At 65.6% G+C, this 20,461-nt stretch carries 19 protein-coding genes and 1 pseudogene; 12 read left to right on the plus strand and 8 right to left on the minus strand.

The features are described 5' to 3' along the window. Positions 1-147: 147 nt before the first annotated feature. From ACT4OC_RS18745 to ACT4OC_RS18760, 4 genes are all read left to right on the plus strand, one after another. Complete coding sequence (locus tag ACT4OC_RS18745) at positions 148-1,134, plus strand: Vgb family protein (RefSeq protein ID WP_444840521.1); 987 nt, start codon at positions 148-150, stop codon at positions 1,132-1,134. Continuing rightward, a complete protein-coding gene (locus tag ACT4OC_RS18750; protein ID WP_444840522.1) occupies positions 1,131-1,496 on the plus strand; it encodes a c-type cytochrome in 366 nt (121 codons plus the stop codon). Before ACT4OC_RS18745 ends, ACT4OC_RS18750 begins: the two co-directional genes overlap by 4 nt. Positions 1,497-1,576: 80 nt before the next feature. Further along, positions 1,577-2,041: a preQ(1) synthase gene (queF, locus tag ACT4OC_RS18755; RefSeq protein WP_444840523.1), complete on the plus strand. Its 465-nt coding sequence runs from the start codon at positions 1,577-1,579 to the stop codon at positions 2,039-2,041. A 124-nt stretch (positions 2,042-2,165) separates the two neighbouring features. Beyond that, positions 2,166-3,314: a TAXI family TRAP transporter solute-binding subunit gene (locus ACT4OC_RS18760; protein WP_444840524.1), complete on the plus strand. Its 1,149-nt coding sequence runs from the start codon at positions 2,166-2,168 to the stop codon at positions 3,312-3,314. A 70-nt stretch (positions 3,315-3,384) separates the two neighbouring features. On the opposite strand, the gene glsA is transcribed toward ACT4OC_RS18760, so the two are convergent. The 4 genes from glsA to ACT4OC_RS18780 all read right to left on the minus strand — a co-directional run bounded on the left by glsA (position 3,385) and on the right by ACT4OC_RS18780 (position 7,772). Next, positions 3,385-5,259 carry a glutaminase A gene (glsA, locus tag ACT4OC_RS18765; protein ID WP_444840525.1) on the minus strand — a complete coding sequence of 625 codons (1,875 nt, stop codon included), beginning with the start codon at positions 5,257-5,259 and terminating at the stop codon, positions 3,385-3,387. 60 nt (positions 5,260-5,319) lie between these two features. Then, complete coding sequence (locus ACT4OC_RS18770) at positions 5,320-6,507, minus strand: MFS transporter (RefSeq protein WP_444840526.1); 1,188 nt, start codon at positions 6,505-6,507, stop codon at positions 5,320-5,322. Then, the gene (gene kdsA / locus ACT4OC_RS18775) at positions 6,504-7,355 is read right to left on the minus strand and encodes a 3-deoxy-8-phosphooctulonate synthase (RefSeq protein WP_444840527.1); all 852 of its coding nucleotides are present in this window, start codon (positions 7,353-7,355) and stop codon (positions 6,504-6,506) included. The genes ACT4OC_RS18770 and kdsA overlap by 4 nt, the downstream gene beginning before the upstream one ends. A 90-nt stretch (positions 7,356-7,445) precedes the next feature. Continuing rightward, the gene (locus ACT4OC_RS18780) at positions 7,446-7,772 is read right to left on the minus strand and encodes an NIPSNAP family protein (protein WP_444840528.1); all 327 of its coding nucleotides are present in this window, start codon (positions 7,770-7,772) and stop codon (positions 7,446-7,448) included. 151 nt (positions 7,773-7,923) lie between these two features. Between ACT4OC_RS18780 and ACT4OC_RS18785 the strand changes: the two genes are divergently transcribed. After that, complete coding sequence (locus ACT4OC_RS18785; protein WP_444840529.1) at positions 7,924-8,106, plus strand: hypothetical protein; 183 nt, start codon at positions 7,924-7,926, stop codon at positions 8,104-8,106. Between the two features lie 9 nt (positions 8,107-8,115). On the opposite strand, the gene ACT4OC_RS18790 is transcribed toward ACT4OC_RS18785, so the two are convergent. Beyond that, on the minus strand, positions 8,116-9,747 hold the full coding sequence (locus ACT4OC_RS18790; RefSeq protein WP_444840530.1) for a CTP synthase: 1,632 nt from the start codon (positions 9,745-9,747) through the stop codon (positions 8,116-8,118). A gap of 165 nt (positions 9,748-9,912) precedes the next feature. Next, on the minus strand, positions 9,913-10,299 hold the full coding sequence (secG, locus tag ACT4OC_RS18795) for a preprotein translocase subunit SecG (RefSeq protein WP_444840531.1): 387 nt from the start codon (positions 10,297-10,299) through the stop codon (positions 9,913-9,915). Between the two features lie 203 nt (positions 10,300-10,502). Here secG and ACT4OC_RS18800 point away from each other — a divergent pair, with 203 nt between their 5' ends. Both ACT4OC_RS18800 and ACT4OC_RS18805 read left to right on the plus strand, forming a co-directional pair. Beyond that, positions 10,503-11,069, plus strand: coding sequence for a helix-turn-helix domain-containing protein (locus tag ACT4OC_RS18800; protein ID WP_444840532.1), 567 nt, complete (start codon positions 10,503-10,505; stop codon positions 11,067-11,069). A gap of 98 nt (positions 11,070-11,167) precedes the next feature. Beyond that, positions 11,168-11,689 (plus strand): annotated as a pseudogene (locus tag ACT4OC_RS18805) (GNAT family N-acetyltransferase); the annotation flags it as partial. Here ACT4OC_RS18805 and tpiA read toward each other — a convergent pair. Next, positions 11,665-12,444: a triose-phosphate isomerase gene (tpiA, locus tag ACT4OC_RS18810; protein WP_444840533.1), complete on the minus strand. Its 780-nt coding sequence runs from the start codon at positions 12,442-12,444 to the stop codon at positions 11,665-11,667. The pseudogene ACT4OC_RS18805 and the gene tpiA overlap by 25 nt on opposite strands. A gap of 237 nt (positions 12,445-12,681) precedes the next feature. Between tpiA and ACT4OC_RS18815 the strand changes: the two genes are divergently transcribed. From ACT4OC_RS18815 to moaC, 4 genes are all read left to right on the plus strand, one after another. Beyond that, on the plus strand, positions 12,682-14,580 hold the full coding sequence (locus tag ACT4OC_RS18815; RefSeq protein WP_444840534.1) for a SurA N-terminal domain-containing protein: 1,899 nt from the start codon (positions 12,682-12,684) through the stop codon (positions 14,578-14,580). Positions 14,581-14,655: 75 nt separating this feature from the next. Continuing rightward, positions 14,656-15,669 carry an anthranilate phosphoribosyltransferase gene (trpD, locus tag ACT4OC_RS18820; RefSeq protein WP_444840535.1) on the plus strand — a complete coding sequence of 338 codons (1,014 nt, stop codon included), beginning with the start codon at positions 14,656-14,658 and terminating at the stop codon, positions 15,667-15,669. Positions 15,670-15,678: 9 nt separating this feature from the next. Continuing rightward, positions 15,679-16,500, plus strand: a complete 822-nt coding sequence (gene trpC, locus ACT4OC_RS18825) for an indole-3-glycerol phosphate synthase TrpC (RefSeq protein WP_444840536.1) — start codon at positions 15,679-15,681, stop codon at positions 16,498-16,500. A gap of 3 nt (positions 16,501-16,503) precedes the next feature. Further along, positions 16,504-17,007 (plus strand): cyclic pyranopterin monophosphate synthase MoaC, encoded by a 504-nt coding sequence (gene moaC / locus ACT4OC_RS18830; protein ID WP_444840537.1) that lies wholly within the window; start codon positions 16,504-16,506, stop codon positions 17,005-17,007. A gap of 50 nt (positions 17,008-17,057) precedes the next feature. Here moaC and ACT4OC_RS18835 read toward each other — a convergent pair whose 3' ends face one another. Further along, the gene (locus ACT4OC_RS18835; RefSeq protein ID WP_444840538.1) at positions 17,058-17,219 is read right to left on the minus strand and encodes a Flp family type IVb pilin; all 162 of its coding nucleotides are present in this window, start codon (positions 17,217-17,219) and stop codon (positions 17,058-17,060) included. Positions 17,220-17,506: 287 nt separating this feature from the next. Between ACT4OC_RS18835 and ACT4OC_RS18840 the strand changes: the two genes are divergently transcribed. After that, positions 17,507-20,230, plus strand: coding sequence for a bifunctional diguanylate cyclase/phosphodiesterase (locus tag ACT4OC_RS18840; RefSeq protein ID WP_444840539.1), 2,724 nt, complete (start codon positions 17,507-17,509; stop codon positions 20,228-20,230). Positions 20,231-20,461: the final 231 nt, after the last annotated feature.

Genomic DNA, 20,461 nt, shown 5'->3' on the forward strand with positions numbered 1-20,461 from the left:
GGATTTGCGGGGGTCATACACGGGGAGCAAGCAAATGTGAACGCCCTCGCCGCGGTCTCCGCGCGACGCTGGGAGGCGGTAGCGTTATGCTCCTTACAGGTTGATCCAAGCGTCGAAACCTTCCCCTTCAGAAGCCGAGGTAACGCCATGAATCGCCGCAAGTTTCTCCTCGCCGCCACTGCCGCATGTGTGGCAGCGCCGGCGCTGCTCCGTCATTCCCACGCCCAGGAAGGCCCATTCCGGGTGAAATACTTCCCCGTGGCACCCGGCTCGGGCTCGCGCGACACTGCGGCCGCGCCCGACGGCACGATCTGGTATTGCGGCCAACGCAACGGCACGCTGGGGCGGCTCGATCCGCGCGATGGTTCTTACAAGCAGATCGATCTTGGCAAGGGCGCCGCGCCTCATGGCGTCGTCGTCGGCCCGGACGGCGCACTCTGGATCACCGAGGGCGGACAGAATGCGATCGCGCGCGTCGATCCTTCTGACCACAAGGTGCGGCTGTTCCGCCTGCCGGAGAAGGACGCGTATGCCAATCTCAACACGGCCGAGTTCGACAAGAACGGCATCTACTGGTTCACGGGAAACAGCGGCATCTATGGCCGGCTCGATCCGAAATCGGGCGACATGACCGTGTTCAAGTCGCCGCGCGGCCGCGGCCCCTACGGCATCACGGTCACGCCGAAGGGCGACGTCTGGTACGCCTCGCTTTCCGGCAGCCACATCGCCAGAATAGATCCCGCCACCGGCAATGCCACGGTGGTCGAGCCGCCGACGCCGAACCAGGGCGCGCGGCGGGTGTGGTCGGATTCGAAGGGCCGCATCTGGGTCAGCGAGTGGAACAGCGGCAACGTGTCGGTGCACGATCCCGCCGACGGCTCCTGGAAAGCCTGGAAGCTGCCGGGGAGCAATCCCCGCGCCTATGCCGTCTATGTCGATGAAAAGGACAAGGTCTGGCTCACCGATTTCGGCGCCAACGCGATCGTGCGCTTCGATCCTGCAACCGAGAAATTCGACGCCTTCCCGAGCGACATGTCGGGCGCCAATGTGCGGCATCTGGCCGGCAGGCCTGGCGAGGTGTGGGGCGGCGAGTCCGGCACCAACCGTCTCGTGCGGATCCAGACCGTCGCGTGAAGTTGCTCGCGTGCCTGCTGCTGGCCCTCGCTCCCGTCGCCGCGGCGGCGGAAAGCGGGGCAAAGACATTCACGCCCTGCCGCGCCTGTCATAGCCTCGACCCCGCCGACCAGGGCCTGCCCGGCCCCAATCTGTCCGGGCTGATCGGCCGCAAGGTCGGCGGCGATGGCGCCTTCGACTATTCGCCCGTGCTGCGCAAGGCCAATGGCGATGGCCTGCGCTGGGATGCCGAGCGGCTCGAACGTTTCCTGGCCGACCCTGCGGAGATGTTTCCGGGGTTGTGGATGTCGATCCGCAGCGTGGAAGATGCCGCCGACCGCGCCGCGCTGGTGCGCTTTCTGTCCGATCCCGCCTCGCGTTAGATCATGATGCGATTTCGCATCATGATCTAACCTTTTCCGGATCATGCTTTGACGGTTGACGGTCAGCCGCCATTGCGCCAATGACGGCGATCATGGCGAAAAAATCCTTGCAACTCGGCCGCGACGTGCAATGGCCTGACCGCCCGGAAAAGGCGGTGCTCGACCGCGTACCCAATCCGCAAGCCGGCACCGATTATGTGGTGCGGTTCACCGCCCCGGAATTCACCTCGCTCTGCCCGGTGACGGGACAGCCGGACTTCGCCCATCTCGTCATCGACTACGTGCCCGGCCGCTGGCTGCTGGAATCGAAATCGCTGAAACTCTACATCGCGAGCTTCCGCAACCACGGCGCCTTCCACGAGGACTGCACCGTGATGATCGGCAAGCGCATCGCCAGCGAGGTCAAGCCGAAATGGCTGCGCATCGGCGGCTACTGGTATCCCCGCGGCGGCATTCCGATCGACGTGTTCTGGCAGACCGGCCGGCTGCCGAAGGGCCTGTGGGTGCCCGACCAGGGCGTCGCGCCCTATCGCGGGCGGGGGTAGCGTTTCGTCTTTCGTCTGAATGCCCGGCTCTTCCCGCGGCAATTTGAACACTGCACAATTCCTCCACGCCGACACATCGTGTCCGGCAAGGGCTCGGTAAGAGCAGCCCAACGGAGGAAATGGAATGATCAACTTTGTCATCAAGCTTGCGGCGATCGCCCTGGCCGGCACAGCAGTCACGGCAACGGCGGCGGTGGCGCAGGTCAAGCTGCCGCCGACCATCACGATGACCGCCTATGACACCGGCACGTCCGGGTTCAACATCACGGTCGCCATCGGCAAGATGATGAAGGACAAATACGGCGCCGACACGCGCGTGCTGCCCGCCGGCAACGACGTCGCCCGCCTGCAGCCGCTGCGCGCGGGCCGCGCCACGCTCTCGGCCATGGGCGTCGGCGTCTTCTTCGCGCAGGAGGGCTTGTTCGAGTTCGCCACCAAGGAGTGGGGACCGCAGCCGCTGCAGACCACTTTGAGTTCGGTCGATTGCAACGGCCTTTCGATCGGAGTCGCCGGCGACGTCGGGGTGAAAGCGATCGCGGACCTGAAGGGCAAGCGCATCGGCTTCGTCGTCGGATCGCCCGCGCTCAACCAGAATGCGCTCGCGATGCTGGCCTTCGCGGATCTCGCGGCCAAGGACGTCAAGATCGTCGAGTTCTCAAGCAACAACGCGATGTGGAAGGGCATCCTGAACAACGATGCCGATGCGGCGTTCACGTCGACGATCGCCGGACCCGCCAGGGAGGTGCAAAACTCGCCGCGCGGTCTCGTCTGGCCCCCCCTTCCGCACGCCGACAAGGCGGGCTGGGAGCGCGTCCGCAAGGTCGGGCCGTACTTCACCGAGCACACCGCCGCCTGCGGCGCAGGCGACTTCAAGGACAAGCCGGTCCAGATGGGCACCTACCCCTATCCGATCTACAGCGTGTATGCGAGCCAGCCCGAAACCGACGTCTACATGCTGACCAAGGCGCTGATCGAAGGCTATGACGGCTACAAGGACGGCGCGCCGGGCGCCGCCGGGCTCGCCGTCAAGGGGCAAACCAAGAATTGGGCGGTGCCGGTGCACCCGGGTGCGGTCAAGGCGCTCAAGGAGGCCGGCGCCTGGAGCGACGACCAGGACAAGCACAACAAGGCGCTGTTCAAGCGGCAGGAGCTTCTGCTCGCGGCGTGGGCCGATTTCAACAAGGGCAATCCGCCATCCGACCCCGCCAAATTCGCCGAGGAATGGATGAAGGCCCGCAAGGCGGCGCTCGGCAAGGCCGGCATGCCCGATTAGTTCGAGCGGGCCTGCGAATGCGATACCGCATCCAGGCGCAGCTGGACCGGCAACTGCGAGAATTGCCGGGTCAGTAGGCGCTGAGCAGATCGACCTTGGCATTGGCGAGGATCAATCGGCGTGCCAACAGCGCCGACAGGTTCCGCATGATCTTGAGCGATATCTGCGGATGCAGCTGGCTGTAGTCGGCAAATGCCTGGAGCGGCAACTCGAGGCATTTCACCTCGGTGTCCGCCCAGACGTCGGCGCTGCGATGCTGCTCGATGATGGCCATCTCGCCGAACTCCATGCCGGGCCCGAGCGAGGCGAGCCGCACGCCGCTCGGCAGCTTCACGCTGACCATGCCGCTCTGCAGGAAGAACAACGAATTGGCGGGTTCGCCCGCCGCGACGATGCGCTGGCCGACTTCGTAGCGCCGCGTGGTTGACAGCTCCGCCAGCGCGGCGATCTCTTCCGGTGCGAGATCGGCGAGCAGCGCCTGCTCGCCGAGATGGGCGGTCTCCTTCGAGATGGTGAAGCCGCCAAAGCGGTAGATCACCTGGTCCTCGGCCCATTCGATGGCGTCGTCGAGCACTGCAAAGTGCCGGAGCTTCCCGGGATCGGCGACCCGGCTGCGAATGGCGGACCAGACGGCCAAGTCCGCCTCGACGCCGCTGACGATGGCCGTGACGCCGGCATTGCCGAGCACGGTGAACTTTTCGGCGAGCAACTGTGCGCCGGCGGCGGTAAGATCCGGCACCCGGCGAAAATCGAGGATCAGAAGCGGCGCGTTCGGCGGCTCGTTGGCGAGCCGCCGCGTGACGTAGTCGATGGCGGCGAAGTTGAGCGCGCCGACCAGCTCGACGACGCGGATGTCGCCATGCCGCTCGTCGAGGATCTGCTGCTCGTGCGGCTGGCGGCTGCGGCGCGAGGAGATGCCGAGAATGTCGTAGTCGGCGATGATGCAGGTGCGCAGGTCGGCGCTGCGGTTGAGCATGTGCAGGTCGAAACGCGCCGACAGCGCCTCGCACACCTTCAGGCCCCGTACGCTGTTGAAGTGATCGTCCAGCAAAGGCGAAAACGTGCCGAGCCCCATTTGCGACGGCAGTGCCGCGACGATTCCGCCACCGACCCCGCTCTTGGCGGGGATGCCGACGCGGTAAATCCATTCCCCGGCATAGTCGTACATCCCCGAGCTGGTCATCACCGACAGCGTACGCGCGACGATATGGGGCGTCGTCACCTGCACGCGGGTGAGCGGATTGACGCCGCGGTTGGCGAGCGTTGCTGCCATGACGGCCAGATCGCGCGCGGTGACGAGGATGGCGCATTGCCGGAAATAGGTATCGAGCACGGCATCGACGTCGCCCTGCACGACTGAATAGTTGCGCAAGAGCCAGGCGATGGCGCGGTTTCGGTTGCCGGTCTCGGCTTCGGAGGCGTGCACGGCATCGTCGACGCCGAGCTCGCGGCCGGCGAACTGGCTCAGCTTTTCCCGCACGCGCTCGAAAGCGGCGCGACCATCAACCTGATGAATCAGGCCCGAGCAGGCGATAGCGCCGGCATTGACCATTGGATTGAACGGCCGGTTGTCGTTGGTCAGGCGGATTGAGTTGAAGGCGTCGCCGCTCGGCTCGACGCCGATTGCCGCCGACACACGTTCTTCGCCGACCAGCTCGAGCGCCAGCGCGAAAACAAACGCCTTCGATACCGACTGAATGGTGAAAGGCACGGCACAGTCGCCGGATTCATAGACATGGCCATCGATGGTGACGAGGCCGATGCCGAAATGCGCAGGATCGGCTTGCTTTAGCTGCGGGATGTAGTCGGCAACCGCGCCGGAGCCATCCGCTTTGAACTCCTCGTGGCATTCCCTGAGGAATCGCTGCAGCGGCGGCTCGGTGGCGTAGCCGCTGTTTCGGGCAATCGGGTCAGTATGAGTCGTGCGAAAAGTTTGGGCATCCATAGCGCACGAACTCAAGCAATCCGCGTGCCATCAAGGTTCCGCTGAGGGTAAGCGGGAGCGTCACCCGGCTGCGAAATCGGCGGGTTGACGTTGCCGCAGCAGCTTCGCGCAGGCAAACCCGAGCGCGATCATGATGGCGGCCGCCGTCAGCAAGGTCGGGATCTTGCCGGCTTTGTCGAGGCCGAAGCCGTAGGCGATCGGGCCGACGGTCTGCCCCATGAAGAAGAAGAACGAATGCAGCGCCATCGCGGTGGCGCGGGCATCGACCGAGAGCTCGCTTGCGAACACCTGGATGCAGCCGTGGATCATGTAGAAGCCCCAGCCCATCAGCAGCAGGCAAGCGAGCTGCACTTTCCAGTCCGGTCCGAACGCGACGGCAACCAGCTGCATTCCCACCAGCGTTGCGCCCGCGATCATCATGCCGCGCACGCCGAGCCGCGGCAGGAAACGCGAGACCGTCAGGGTGTAGAGCAGACCGCCGACGGCAAAGCCCGCGATCACGATGCCTGATATCGAAAGCCTGGTTTCGCCGAGCGCGAACAGGAACGAGGCGACATAGGGAAACAGGCCGAGCACGCAGCAGCCCTCGATGAACACGGCCGCGTAACAGATTTTTGCGTTCGGATTGGAGAAGATGGTGCGATAACCCTGCCGGACGGCGGATAAATCCGCGCGCGGCGGCCGTGCCAGCGCGGCGCCGCGAAATCCTGCCGCCACCGCGATCGACGAGCCGATCACCAGCACACCGAGCAGCGCCAGCACGCCGCGCCAGCCGAGGAGATCGCCGATCAATCCTGAAAGCGTCGCACCGAGCAGATTGCCCGCCATCGAACCCGCCAGCGTGCGTCCGATCGCGATCTGCCGTTTGTCGGGGCCCACGAGATCGCTGACCAGCGACAGCGAAACCGGGAACACGCCGCCGGAGGCGATGCCGCCGAGAATGCGCGTGATGAACAGCATCTCGTAGGAGCTCGACAGCGCGCCGAGAATGTTGGCGATGCCGAGCAGCACCAGGCAAACGGTCATCAGCCGTGCCTTGCCGAACATGTCGGCAGCGGCGCCCAGCACCGGCTGCACGATGGCGAAAGTGAAGGCGAATATCGCCGAGAAACCGGCCGCGCTGGCGATGCTGACGCCGAACTCGTCGGCGACATGCGGCAACACGGGGTCGAGCGCCCGTGCCGAGAGGCTGGCGGCAAACGTCGTCAGCGCGATGATGTTCAGGGCTGGCGGAAGCGGCGACGTCACCGCGTCGCTTGCTTGGCGAGTGTATCGAACGCCATCAGCCGCTTCACGAGCCCCTCGAACTCGCGCAGCGGCACCATGTTCGGCCCGTCGGAGGGCGCATGGTCGGGATCGGGATGGGTCTCGATGAACACGCCGGCAACCCCGACCGCCACGGCCGCGCGCGCCAGCACCGGAACGAACTCGCGCTCGCCGCCGGATGACGTCCCCTTCCCGCCCGGCTGCTGCACCGAATGGGTGGCATCGAAGATGACGGGCGCGCCGGTGGTGCGCGCCAGGATCGGCAGCGCGCGCATGTCCGACACGAGCGTGTTGTAGCCGAACGAGGCGCCGCGCTCGGTGACGAGCACGTTCGGATTGCCGCCACCGGTGATCTTGGCCACGACATTGGCCATGTCCCAAGGTGCAAGGAACTGCCCCTTCTTCACGTTCACCGCCTTGCCGGTCGCCGCCGCCGCGAGCAGCAGGTCAGTCTGGCGGCAGAGGAACGCCGGAATCTGCAGTACGTCCACGGCCTGCGCCGCTTGCTCGCACTGCGCCGGTTCATGAACGTCCGTCAGCACGGGCAAGCCGAGCGAGGAGCGGATTTCGGCGAAGATCGGCAACGCCTCCTGCAAGCCAACGCCGCGCGCAGCCGAAGCGCTGGTGCGGTTGGCCTTGTCGAACGAGGTCTTGTAGACGAGACCGATCTTCAGGCGGGTGGCGATCTCCTTCAGCGCGCTTGCGACTTCCAGTGCGTGCGCGCGGCTCTCCAGCTGACACGGTCCGGCGATGACCGAGATCGGAAGCTGGTTGCCGAACCGGACCTGGCCGACCGTCACGATGGGGGCTGCGGAGATGTCAGCTTTCACGGGGATGTCCCTGTTTCGCGCGGACCATGCCGGTCCGCGCCCTCACATTCAACCCCGTTCGAGCCCCGAATATCAGGGTTGCGCGGCCGGTTATTTTACGGCCGAGAACGCCGTCGGCACCAAGAGCTGGCTGACGATGTTGTCGATGATCTGGCCGTCCTCCTCGCTCTTGGCGCGGCCTGCGATCCAGTCCGGATCGGTCTGAAAGGCCGTCCACTTCCTTTCGCGGTCGGCAAGCGAGTCCCAGGCGAGGAAATAGGTCAGCTCCTGATTGGAGGTGCCGATCAGCGTCGTGTAGAAGCCGGCCTGCTTGATGCCGTGCTTGTCCCAAACCTTCAACGTGAGCGCATCAAATCGCTTCAGCAGCGCCGGCAGCCGGCCCGGGATACAGCGATAGACGCGCATTTCGATGATCATTGTTGTGTTCCTCCCTGCATCTCATTGGCGACAGCTTATATCGATTGGCGATTGCACTGTCTTGGGAGCGTCCGACATGGCTCCTCTGTGTCGCGACCGTTCGGTAAGCGCCGCAAACGGTATATACGACCAAACTGGGAGATGAAGCGCTATGCCGCGGAAAGCCAAGCGTTCTACCGCCGGTGCAGACAATCCGGAATGGATCAAGGCAGACTTTGAGCGCACAGCGAAGTTTCCTGCCGGCGTTCGCTTGAAGGACTTGAAACCCGGCGACCTTGCCCGAATGCTTGGCAAGCGCGGAGCGCAGAAGGCGCCTGCCAAGAAGTCAGGCTGATCGGACGGTCTAAACCAGCCGGCTCTGCACCACAGCCGCCTGAATGAACGACGCGAACAGCGGGTGCGGCTCGAAGGGGCGCGACTTCAGCTCGGGGTGGAATTGCACGCCTATGAACCAGGGATGGTCCTCGTATTCGACGATCTCCGGCAGCACGCCGTCGGGCGAGAGGCCCGAGAAGCGCAGGCCGTGCTGCTCGAGGCGGTCCTTGTAGGCGGTGTTGACCTCGTAGCGGTGGCGGTGGCGCTCGGAAATCTCGGTGGCGCCGCCATAGACTTCGGAGACGCGGCTGCCGCGCTTCAGCGTCGCGGGATACGCCCCGAGCCGCATGGTGCCGCCGAGATCGCCGGTCCTCGAGCGCTTCTCGAGCTCGTTGCCGCGCAGCCATTCCGTCATCAGGCCGACCAGCGGCTCGGGCGTCGGGCCGAATTCGGTGGAGTTGGCGTTCTCGATGCCGACGAGATTGCGCGCGGCCTCGATAACAGCCATCTGCATGCCGAAGCAGATGCCGAAATACGGCACGTCGCGCTCGCGCGCGAACTGCGCCGCACGAATCTTGCCTTCGGCGCCGCGCTGGCCGAAGCCGCCGGGCACCAAAATGCCGTTGACGTGCTCGAGGAACGGCGCGGGATCCTCGTGCTCGAACACCTCGCTCTCGATCCAGTCGAGATTGACCTTGACCTTGTTGGCGATACCGCCGTGCGACAGCGCCTCGATCAGCGACTTATAGGCATCCTTCATGCCGGTGTACTTGCCGACAATGGCAATGGTCACCGCGCCTTCCGGGTTGCGGACGCGCTCGTTGATGACGTGCCAGCTCTGCAGCGCCGGCGGAATCTTCGGCGTGATGCCGAAGGCGGCCAGCACCTCGTCGTCGAGGCCGGCGGCGTGGTAGGCCTCGGGGACGGCGTAGATGTTGTCGACGTCGCGCGCCTCGATCACGGCGCTTTCGCGGACGTTACAGAACAGGCCGAGCTTGCGCCGCTCCTCCTTGGGGATTTCGCGGTCGGTGCGGCAGAGCAAAATATCCGGCTGGATGCCGATCGAGCGCAGCTCCTTCACCGAGTGCTGCGTCGGCTTGGTCTTCAATTCGCCTGCGCTGGGAATGTAGGGCAGCAGCGTCAGGTGGATGTAGACCGCGTGGTCGCGCGGCAATTCGTTCTTGAGCTGGCGGATCGCTTCGAAGAACGGCAGCCCCTCGATGTCGCCGACGGTACCGCCGATCTCGACCAGCACGAAATCGTACTCGTCGTTGCCGGTGACGACGAATTCCTTGATCGCGTTGGTGACGTGCGGGACCACCTGGATGGTGGCGCCGAGATAATCGCCGCGGCGCTCCTTGCTGATGATGTCCTGGTAGATGCGCCCCGTCGTGATGTTGTCCTGCTTGGTGGCGGGACGCCCGGTGAAGCGCTCGTAATGGCCGAGGTCGAGATCGGTCTCGGCACCGTCATCGGTCACGAATACTTCGCCGTGCTGATACGGCGACATCGTTCCGGGATCGAGGTTGAGATAGGGATCGAGCTTGCGGAGGCGGACCTTGTAGCCTCGGGCCTGCAGGAGCGCTCCGAGCGCCGCCGATGCGAGACCCTTTCCGAGCGAAGAAACCACGCCGCCGGTGATGAAAATGTACCGCGCCATGGGATTCAACCTTTAACGCCGAAAACCCGATTCGCAAAACGAATCGGAAGCCCCGGAAAACTATTTGTGGGCCTGTGGGTGACGTGGAACTTGCAGGCTTATCAAAGCGTTGATGGGCATTCCTGACGCGCCGCGGAAGCCGCTGCGGCGCATACCCACCCTGCTTTATTGCGACCGCGGCGCCTCCGGCGCGGCAGGTGCCTTCTGTTGCTGCTCGTCCGCCTTCTTCAAGGTGTCGAGGACGCCGCCGCTGGTCGGCGGCTGCACCGGTATCGCGCCGCCGGCCGGCGCCTGCTGCGACGCGGGCGTACCGACGATCGAGCTCGGCTTGCGGTCGTAGCTCGCAAGCCAGGACAGGAAGAGGCTGGTGATGAAGAAGCCGACCGCCAACACCGCCGTGGTCCGCGTCAGCAGGTTCGCGGTGCCGCGGCTCGACATGAAGCCGGCGCCGCCGCCCATGCCGAGGCCGCCGCCTTCGGATTTCTGCAGCAGCACCGTGCCGATCAGCACGGCGACGATCATGAGATGGATGACGATAACGACAGTCTGCATTGCGAGCCTTCCGTCACAAGCCGGGAAGCGGCCGAAGAAAGCGGCGCTGGCGACTTAGCGGGTTTCGTGAAGTCGCGCGGTGTTACACGATTGGACCCGGCGTTGTCACCCCCGAGATAGTCGCAGCAAGCGTGATGGCAAGCGCCGTTGGCCGGTCGCCGGTCCGCCCTTGATCGGCTACGGATTTCCACTATAATAGACAAATGGATACTTTAGTAGACGATCTGAGCCAACGCCTGGCGCAGCGAATCCGGCTGGAACGCGACGGCCGCGGCTGGTCGCTGGCCGAGCTTGCCGAACGTTCGGGCGTCTCCAAGGCGACCATCAGCAAGATCGAGCGCGCCGAGGTCTCGCCGACCGCCGTCGTGCTGGTACGGCTCGCCAGCGCCTTCGACCTCACGCTCGCCGGCCTGATGCTGCGCGCCGAGGGCCGGCGCGAGCGCGTGTCGCGCGCCGCCGACCAGCCGGTGTGGCGCGATCCCGAAACTGGCTATCTGCGCAGGCAGGTGTTCAGCCGCCCCGACCATCCCGTCGAGCTCGTCAGGGTGGAGATGCCGGCAAGGCAGCGCGTGACGCTGCCGGCTTCCTCCTACACCCACATCCGCCAGGCGCTGTGGGTATTGTCGGGCTCGCTCGTCATCACCGAAGGGGCAACGCGGCATGTGCTGGCGGCCGGCGACTGCCTCGGCTTCGGTCCGCCTGCAGACACGACCTTCGCCAACGAGTCGAACGCGGCATGCACCTATTTGGTGGCACTGGCGCGGAGCTAGCCGACGATGTCCGAGATCGAACCGGCAGATGCGGTAACGCATCGCGCAAATCAAGCAGGCGCGCGAACCAGGAGGGCAATGGGGTGGACCAAATCGCAATGACTGACATCGACATCAGGCCGCTCGTCCCCTCGCCGGCCATCCGCGCGATGCTCAGCGATCTCTTGATCGAAGCCGTCGCCAATGGCGGTTCGGTCAGCTTCATGCACCCGTTGTCGCGAGAGACCGCGGACAGATTCTGGGAGAATGCGCTGGCCGCAGCGGCGCGTGGCGACCGCATCGTTCTCGGCGCCTTCGATGGCGATCTGCTGGTGGGAACGCTGACGCTGGCGATGGACGTTTCGCAAAACCAGCCGCACCGCGCCGAGCTCGTCAAGATGATCACCCGGCTCAGTCACCGCGGGCGCGGCGTGGCGACTGCGCTGCTGCGCACGATCGAGCAGATTGCCATCGAGCGCGGACGCACGCTGCTCGTGCTCGACACCGCCACCGACGGCGGTGCGGCGCCGCTCTACGAATCCGTGGGCTTCACGCTCGCAGGCGAAATTCCGGACTATGCCTTCAAGCCGCATGGCGGGCTCACCGGCACGAAAATCTACTGGAAGCGCATCGCGGTCGCCGAGATTGAGCCTGCGGCAATCGCCAGGAACTCCGACGCTTTCAAGCTCGCGCCGCCGACTAGCGCACCGTTGACGTCGGCGACCCCCATCAGCTCCAGGGCATTCGACGGCTTGACCGAGCCGCCATAGAGGATGCGGATTTTACCGCCTTCCTCTTTGAAGCGATCGCTCAGAACACCCCGGATGAAGCGATGCACTTCCTCGACATCTGCCCTCGTCGGCGTCAGCCCGGTGCCGATCGCCCAGACCGGCTCGTAGGCGACGACCAGATTGGCTGACGTCGCGGCGTCCGGCAGCGAGCCGGCAAGCTGCTTGCCGCAGACATCGAGTGTCTGGCCGGCATCGCGCTGGGCCCGCGTCTCGCCGATGCAGACGATCGCGGTCGCGCCGGCGCGCCAGGCGGCTTCCGCCTTCTGTCGCACCAGGGCATCGCTCTCGCCATGGTCGGCGCGGCGCTCGGAATGGCCGACGATGATGGCGCTGGCGCCGACGTCCTTGAGCATTTCGGCGGAGAGGTCGCCGGTATGGGCGCCCGAGGCATTCGGGTGGCAATCCTGCGCGCCGACGGCGACGCCCTTGCCTTTCGCCTTCTCGGCGAAAGCTGCGACCAGGGTGGCCGGCGGGCAGACCAGCAAGTCCGCCTTGCCGGCAAAGGCGCCTGCCCCGGCCAGCATCGCGTCGAATTCGGCCGTGGAGGCCTGCAACCCGTTCATTTTCCAGTTGCCGGCGATCAGCGGCCGGATGCCATCGTTCATGTTAATTTCCTGACAGTTTGCGCCGCTTGGCTAGCAGAGCGCCGCGAATTCGGCCATATCGACCCCCACACGATCCCCTGCCCGTTAACCGCTTCAATTGGCCCACGGGGTCGTAGTTGCGGCGCGGTCACGGCCACTTTATGATGCGTTATCAACCCGGTGACGCCCTTTTTGCGGAATTCGCTCCTGGTTCCGCATGGGCTCGTTCCGGTTCCCTCCTGCCAACAAGTTGGACAAATGCTTCGAGGAATACGCAAAGCCTCATCAAACTGGCTCGGCAAAGCCGTGATGGCCGTGGTGATGGGCGTCTTGATCGTCAGTTTCGCCGTCTGGGGCATCGCCGACATATTCAAGGGATTCGGCCAGTCGAAACTCGCCACCATCGGCAGCACCGAGATTTCGATCGAGGCCTTCCGCCAGATCTACACCGAGCGCCTGCAGCAGATGAGCCGCCAGTTCGGCCGCCCGCTCACGCAGGAGCAGGCGCGCCTGTTCGGGCTCGACCGCCAGGTGCTGCAGCAGACGATCGCGGAAGCCGCCCTCGACGAGGAAGCGCGACGCATGGGGCTCGGGGTATCCGATGCCGAGACCCTGCGGGTGATCCACAACGATCCCAACTTCAAGGGCGTCAACGGCCAGTTCGACCCGAACCGCTTCGCAGCACTGATCCGCCAGGCCGGCTACTCCGAGCAGCGCTATCTCGCCGAACAACGGAAGGTGTCGCTGCGCCGCCAGATCACCGGCACGATCTCCGCCGGGATCGAGCCGCCGAAGCCCATGCTCGACGCCATCACGCGCTACCAGAACGAGCAGCGCTCGATCGACTACATCAAGCTCGACGCGGCTCAGGCCGGCACCATCGATCCGCCCTCGCCCGAAACGCTCGCCGCCTATTTCGAGGAGCGCAAGGTCCAGTTCCGCGCGCCCGAATACCGCAAGCTGTCGTTCGCGATGATCACGCCGGAGGAGATCGGCAAATGGAGCGCCGTGTCCGACGAGGAGGCCAGGAAGCTCTACGACGAGCGCAAGGACAAGATAGGCACGCCCGACAAGCGCGAGGTCTCGCAGATCGTCTTCCCCACCATGGAGGAAGCGACGACCGCGCGTAACCGCCTCGGTGCGAGCTTTTCCTTCGAGGATCTGGCGAAGGAACGCGGGCTCAACCCGCCCGACTACGATCTCGGCCTGATCGCAAAATCCGCGATCATCGACCCGGCCATCGCGGATGCGGCTTTCGCGCTGCCCTCGGGCGAGGTCAGCCAGCCGGTGCAGGGCCGCTTCGGCGTCGCGCTGGTCAAGGTCGGCACGATCGAGCTGGGCTCCACGCCGAGCTATGAGAGCGTGGCGGAGACCATCAAGAAGGAGATCGCGACCGCCAACGCCCGCGCCAAGGTCAACGAGTTGCAAGGCAAGATGGAAGACGAGCGCGGCGGCGGCGCCAGCATCGTCGAGGCCGCGCAGAAGCTCGGGCTGACGGCCGTGACCATCGACGCCGTCGACCGTTCCGGGCGCATGCCGAACGGCCAGCTCGTCGCCAACGTCCCGCGCGGACTCGACGTGGTCTCGCAAGCCTTCAACAGCGACGTCGGCGTCGACAACGATCCGATCCAGTTCCAGGGCGGCTATGTCTGGCACGAGGTGCTCGGCATCACGCCGTCGCGCGAACGCCCGCTCGACGAGGTGCGCGACCAGGTCGAGGCGAAATGGCGCGAGGACCAGATTGCAAGCCGCCTGCGCACCAAGGCGGCCGAAATGGTCAAGAAGCTCGAACAGGGCGGCAGTCTCGCCGAGGAGGCGGCCGCGGTCGGAGCGAAGGTCGAAAGCGCGAAGGATTTCAAGCGCGAAGCTTCCGTCGCCGGCGCGCCCTCCAGCGCGATCACCGCGGCGTTCCGCACGGCGAAGGACGGCGTCGGCCAGAGCGGATCGGGGAGCGAATGGACCGTGTTCAAGGTCACCGGCGTCACAGTGCCGCCGGTCGACATGGCCTCCGACGAGGTCAAGAAGCTGCAGGACACGCTGCAGCGCGGATTGGCCGACGAGCAGGTCGCGCAATACGTGACCAAGATCGAGAAGGTCATCGGCACCAGCATCAACCAGGCCGCCTTCGCGCAGGTGACGGGCGCCAACCAGCAGTAACCGAGCATGATCAGGAAAGTGGGCACCGGTTCTCCGACCATGATCATGCTCCACTAGCGTCTTGAAAGTGGGGCGATGGACGACCTGAAATCGATTATCGGCAAGGTCGCGACCGGCGCGACGCTGTCGCGTGACGAGGCGGCCACCGCCTTCGACGCCATGATGTCGGGCGAAGCCACACCCTCGCAGATGGGCGGGCTCCTGATGGCGCTGCGCGTGCGCGGCGAAACCGTCGACGAGATCACGGGTGCGGTGGCGGCGATGCGCGGCAAGATGCTGAAGGTGCAGGCGCCACCCGACGCGATCGACGTGGTCGGCACCGGCGGCGACGGCTCGGGCTCGGTCAATGTCTCGACCTGCGCCGCATTCATCGTTGCCGGAAGCGGCGTGCCCGTCGCCAAGCACGGCAACCGCGCGCTGTCCTCGCGCTCCGGCGCGGCCGACGTCCTGGCCTCGCTCGGGGTCAAGATCGACCTCACCCCGGAAAAGGTCGGCCGCTGCGTCAAGGAAGCCGGCATCGGCTTCATGTTCGCGCCCGCGCATCATCCGGCGATGAAGAATGTCGGCCCGACCCGCGTCGAGCTTGCCACCCGCACCATCTTCAACCTGCTGGGTCCGCTGTCCAACCCGGCCGACGTGAAGCGGCAGATGGTCGGCGTGTTCTCGAAACAATGGGTGCAGCCGCTGGCGCAGGTGCTGAAGAATCTCGGCTCGGATTCGGTCTGGGTGGTGCACGGCTCCGACGGCCTCGACGAGATCACCCTCAGCGGCCCTACCTCCGTGGCGGCGCTGGAAAACGGCAACATCCGCACCTTCGAAGTGACGCCGGAGGATGCCGGCCTCACCCGCTCCTCGCCGGGCTCGCTGAAGGGCGGCGATGCCGACGCCAATGCGGTGGCGCTGCGCAGCGTGCTGGAGGGAATCCCGAGCGCCTACCGCGACGTCGCGCTGCTCAATGCCGCCGCGGCGCTGATCGTGGCCGGCAAGGCGAGGGACTTGAAGGAAGGCGTCGCAATCGGCGCCAAAGCGATCGACAGCGGCGCCGCCGCCGCCAGGCTGAAGCAGCTCATCGCGGTATCCAACGGCTGAGGTCCGGCGATGTCCGACATCCTGCAGAAGATCGAGAGCTACAAGCGCGAGGAGATCGCCACCGCCAAGCGCGAACATCCGCTTGCCGGCGTCGAGGCGCGCGCCAAGGCGGCGCCCGCCCCGCGCGGCTTCGTCCGTGCGATCCGCGACAAGCTCGCGCGCGGCGACTATGCGCTGATCGCCGAGGTGAAGAAGGCCTCGCCCTCCAAGGGCCTGATCCGCGCCGATTTCGACCCGCCGGCGCTGGCGAAGGCCTATGAGGCCGGCGGCGCGGCCTGTCTTTCGGTGCTGACCGACACGCCCTCCTTCCAGGGCCATCTCGATTTCATGGTGGCGGCGCGCGCTGCCACCAATCTGCCGGTGCTGCGCAAGGATTTCATGTTCGACACCTACCAGGTGGCGGAAGCGCGCGCCCACGGCGCCGACTGCATCCTGATCATCATGGCGGCGCTCGACGATGCGGCCGCTGTCGACATCGAGGATGCGGCGATCGCCCATGGCATGGACGTGCTGATCGAGGTTCACGACCGCACCGAGCTGGACCGCGCGCTGAAACTCCGCTCGCCGATGATCGGCGTCAACAACCGCAACCTGCGCACCTTCGAGACCACGCTGGAAACCAGCGAGGCGCTGGCGCCGCTGATCCCGCGCGACCGGCTGATGGTCGGCGAAAGCGGCATCTTCACGCCGGCCGATCTGGCGCGGCTGCAACGCGTCGGCATGTCGACCTTCCTGGTCGGCGAAAGCCTGATGCGGCAGGCCGACGTTGCCGCCGCCACGCGCGCCCTGCTGACCCGCACCGATGCGCCGCGGGCAACCGGAACGCGCTGAGCGATGGCGAAAAAATCCGACGAGGCAGGCCGCGCCCTCACCCACATCGACAGCAAGGGCGAGGCGCGCATGGTCGACGTCTCGGCCAAGCCCGCCACCGAACGCGTCGCCGTCGCCGAGGGGCGCGTCGTCATGAGCAAGGCGACGCTCGAGCTGATCGTCTCCGGCAATGCGAAAAAGGGCGACGTGCTCGGCACCGCGCGGATCGCCGGCATCATGGCGGCGAAGCGCACCTCGGAGCTGATCCCGCTCTGCCATCCGCTGGCGCTGTCCAAGGTCGAGCTCGACATAGCGCCGGACGACAAGCTGCCGGGCTGCATCGTCCGCGCAACGGTCAAGGTCACCGGCCCGACCGGCGTCGAGATGGAGGCGCTCACCGCCGTCTCGGTCGCCTGCCTGACCGTCTACGACATGGTGAAGGCGGTTCAGCGCGACATCCGCATCGAGGGCATCCGCCTCGTCGAGAAGACGGGCGGCAAGTCCGGGCATTTCCGCGCCGGGGATTGAAGCGCCCCGGGACCGGCGCCGTGGCGCCGGCCCCGCGCACGGCCGCGCGGCTACTTCAACGACGTGTTGATCGAGGTGAACTTGCCCTTGATGTTGCTGCCGAGCCCGTTCACGACCGCGATGATCGCGAGCGCGATGCCGGCGGCGATCAACCCGTATTCGATCGCGGTGGCGCCGGATTCGTCGGCGAGAAATTGATTGAACTTGCTCATGTCTGTCGCACTCCATTACTCGCACCTAACGCAAGCACCTCCCGCAATTGCCGTGCCATCGGACCGCTGCGCGGTTCCAACGACTTAGATGGTTAAGCCCCGATTGATGCGGCCGATACCCGGCATTTGATTCCACTTCGCCCGGCATTTTCTGCATTCGCGCCGTCAGCCGCTCACCATTCATTAACCAGACTTCCTAACCGCAACTCCACGTCGCTGTTGTAGCTGTGTCGTTTGCGGGAGTTGCGACACCCGCTTCCGGCATTCCTCCTCGCAACGACCTGACCATGAGAGAAGACGTTCCCGCATCTGCCAGCCTCGCAGCCGTCCTTCGCGGCGGTCCGATCCGCTGGCTCGTGTTCGGCGGCATGCTGCTGATGGCGGCGATCGCGGTCGGCGCGACGGTGATGGCCGGAAACTTCCGCGAACGCGCCCTGCACAATGCCGGGCGCGAGCTGGAAAACACGGTGCTGCTGTTGGCGCGCCATTTCGACCAGCAGCTCGAGGATATCCAGGTCGTCCAGAACGACCTGATCGACCATATCCGCGCCAGCGGCATCGTCACCGCGGAGAGCTACAAGCACCAGATGTCGACCGAGGCGACCAACCGCCTGCTCGTCTCGAAGCTGAGCGCGCTGTCCTATGTCGGCGGCATCCACCTGTTCGACGACGAAGGCAGGCTGATCAACACGACCGCGGCATGGCCGGCGCCGCCGGTCAATGTGGCCGACCGCCCCTATTTCCGCGCCTTCAAGTTCGACCCCGACTCGCCGGAAGTGATCGTCGAGCCCCTCTACAGCCGCATCACGGGAATCTGGACCACTGTGATCGCACGCAAGGTAGTCGGAGCGAGCGGCGAATTCATCGGCATGGTCGGTCGCGGCATCGAATCCGACCTGTTCGCGAAATTCTTCGCCACCGTCGCGTTCACGCCGGGTTCGGCGATTGCGATTCATCATCGCAACGGCACGCTGCTGGCGCGGCACCCGCATTTGCCCGAGATGATCGGCAAGAACTTCAAGCGCGGTCCCGCCCTCCAGCAGCGGGTGTTCGAACAGGCCTCGAGCTCCTCGCGCCTGACCAGCCCGCTCGACGGCAAGGACCACCTGATCGCCTCGCGTGCGCTCGAGCGCTTCCCGATGGTGGTCGTCGCCAGCACCACCACCGAAGCGGCGCTCGCCGACTGGCGCGAGCAGATCGCCCTGCTGGTCGCGGTGTCCAGCGCCTCGGTTCTGGCGATCGCCGCCCTGCTCTTCCTCGTGGTGCGCAAGCTGTCGTTTCAGCACCGGCAGCAAAAGCGCCGCCTGACGCTGGAGAAGCAGCGCCTCGACACCGCCGTCAACAACATGACGCAGGGGCTGTTGCTGTTCGATTTCTCGCAGCGGCTGGTGATCTGCAACGATCGCTACATCGAGATGTACGGACTTTCGGCCGCCGTGATCAAGCCCGGCTGCAGCTTCCGCGAAGTCATCGCCCACCGCAAGGCAACCGGATCGTTCGTCGGCGACGTCGATCACTATGTCGCACGCGTTCTGCGCGACATCGGAACGCGCAATGCCATGGTGATCGAGACGCCCGACGGCCGCTCGATCCAGGTGGTCAACGAGCCGCTGGCCGACGGCGGCTGGGTCGCCACCCATGAAGACATCACCGAACGCCGGCAAACCGAGGAGCGCATCACCCACCTCGCCCATTACGATGCCCTGACGGACTTGCCGAACCGCGCCTTGTTCCACGAGCGGATCAAGCGCGAGCTGCCGCATGCGAGCGCTTACCGGCAGCTGGCGGTGCTGTATATCGACATCGACGAGTTCAAGAGCGTCAACGACTCGCTCGGCCATCTGATCGGCGACGAGCTCCTCAAGGCGGTATCCCGGAGCCTCAACGGCTGCGTCCGCGAAGCTGATTTCGTCGCCCGCCTCGGCGGCGACGAGTTCGCGATCTTGCAGACGGGCGTCGCCGACATCGAGGACGTCGAAGGTCTGGTGGCGCAAATCTATGCTACGATCCGCACGCCCTATGACTGCCTCGGACACCAGGTTTCCACCGACGCCTCGATCGGCATTGCGCTGGCGCCGCAGGACGGCTGCGATCTCGATCAGATCCTCAAGAACGCGGACCTTGCGATGTATGCGGCAAAGGCCGCCGGCCGCCGCACCCACCGCTTCTTCGAGCCCGCGATGGAGGCCCAGGTTCGCGCCCGCCGGCAACTGGAAACCGACTTGCGCCAGGCCATCGCCGATGGCGGCTTTGAGGTCTATTACCAGCCGTGCCTCGGCCTGCAGGACGGCGCCATTACCGGCTGCGAGGCATTGGTGCGCTGGCGCCACCCGGAGCGCGGCCTGGTCTCGCCGGCCGACTTCGTGCCGATCGCGGAAGAGACCGGCCTGATCAACCCGCTCGGCGAATGGGTGCTGGCCACCGCCTGCATGGAAGCGGCGCATTGGCCCGACGACGTCAAGCTGGCGGTGAACGTCTCGCCGGTGCAGTTCAAGAGCGGCACGCTGGCGCTCAAGGTGATCGCGGCGCTGGCGGCATCCAACTTGCCGGCAAGCCGGCTCGAACTCGAGATCACCGAAGCGGTGTTGATCCGCGACGACGACGCGGCGCTCACCATCCTGCACCAGCTGCGCGAGATCGGCGTGCGGATCGCACTCGACGATTTCGGCACCGGCTATTCGTCGCTGAGCTACCTGAAGCGCTTCCCCTTCGACAAGATCAAGATCGACCGCTGCTTCATCACCGACATCGACGAGCCCGACGGCTCGGCCGGAATCGTGCGCGCGGTGATCGGCATCGCCGCCGAACGTCAGATGACGACCACGGCCGAAGGCGTCGAGACCGGGCAGCAGCAGCGCATCCTGCGCGAGCTCGGCTGCTCGGAGATGCAGGGCTACCTGTTCAGCGCGCCGAAGTCGGCGGACGCAATCAGGGAAATGCTGGTGGCGCATCGGGCGAGCCCGGCGGCCGCGGACGGCGCGCGCAAACAGCGGCCGGCGAAGGTATTTTGAGAGTCCGGGAAGGTTCGGCGCCGTCATTGCTGTGAAGGCGTGGAAAGACATGCGCTCTCATTCTCACGGCGCGAATTCGCCTGAGTTTTGCATCTTCGTTTGCCCCCTCTTGAATAGAGGGCGCGGAGAAGGCCGGGCGCCGGCTGCGCCCGCAGCACCGTGTGCAACGGTAGTAAGAAAACGCACACGGATTTGACAGGTACAGCCAGGACATCCCGACCTTCCCCGCGC

The organism is Bradyrhizobium sp. (assembly GCF_052389815.1).
Classification (GTDB): domain Bacteria; phylum Pseudomonadota; class Alphaproteobacteria; order Rhizobiales; family Xanthobacteraceae; genus Bradyrhizobium.

Bases quoted from the DNA above. Each gene is read 5' to 3' on its own strand.
- ACT4OC_RS18745 (WP_444840521.1), top strand. From the start codon at position 148: ATGAATCGCCGCAAGTTTCTCCTCGCCGCCACTGCCGCATGTGTGGCA.
- queF (WP_444840523.1), top strand. From the start codon at position 1,577: ATGACGGCGATCATGGCGAAAAAATCCTTGCAACTCGGCCGCGACGTG.
- ACT4OC_RS18760 (WP_444840524.1), top strand. From the start codon at position 2,166: ATGATCAACTTTGTCATCAAGCTTGCGGCGATCGCCCTGGCCGGCACA.
- glsA (WP_444840525.1), bottom strand. From the start codon at position 5,259: ATGGATGCCCAAACTTTTCGCACGACTCATACTGACCCGATTGCCCGA.
- ACT4OC_RS18780 (WP_444840528.1), bottom strand. From the start codon at position 7,772: ATGATCATCGAAATGCGCGTCTATCGCTGTATCCCGGGCCGGCTGCCG.
- ACT4OC_RS18785 (WP_444840529.1), top strand. From the start codon at position 7,924: ATGCCGCGGAAAGCCAAGCGTTCTACCGCCGGTGCAGACAATCCGGAA.
- ACT4OC_RS18790 (WP_444840530.1), bottom strand. From the start codon at position 9,747: ATGGCGCGGTACATTTTCATCACCGGCGGCGTGGTTTCTTCGCTCGGA.
- secG (WP_444840531.1), bottom strand. From the start codon at position 10,299: ATGCAGACTGTCGTTATCGTCATCCATCTCATGATCGTCGCCGTGCTG.
- ACT4OC_RS18800 (WP_444840532.1), top strand. From the start codon at position 10,503: ATGGATACTTTAGTAGACGATCTGAGCCAACGCCTGGCGCAGCGAATC.
- tpiA (WP_444840533.1), bottom strand. From the start codon at position 12,444: ATGAACGATGGCATCCGGCCGCTGATCGCCGGCAACTGGAAAATGAAC.
- ACT4OC_RS18815 (WP_444840534.1), top strand. From the start codon at position 12,682: ATGCTTCGAGGAATACGCAAAGCCTCATCAAACTGGCTCGGCAAAGCC.
- trpD (WP_444840535.1), top strand. From the start codon at position 14,656: ATGGACGACCTGAAATCGATTATCGGCAAGGTCGCGACCGGCGCGACG.
- trpC (WP_444840536.1), top strand. From the start codon at position 15,679: ATGTCCGACATCCTGCAGAAGATCGAGAGCTACAAGCGCGAGGAGATC.
- moaC (WP_444840537.1), top strand. From the start codon at position 16,504: ATGGCGAAAAAATCCGACGAGGCAGGCCGCGCCCTCACCCACATCGAC.
- ACT4OC_RS18835 (WP_444840538.1), bottom strand. From the start codon at position 17,219: ATGAGCAAGTTCAATCAATTTCTCGCCGACGAATCCGGCGCCACCGCG.
- ACT4OC_RS18840 (WP_444840539.1), top strand. From the start codon at position 17,507: ATGAGAGAAGACGTTCCCGCATCTGCCAGCCTCGCAGCCGTCCTTCGC.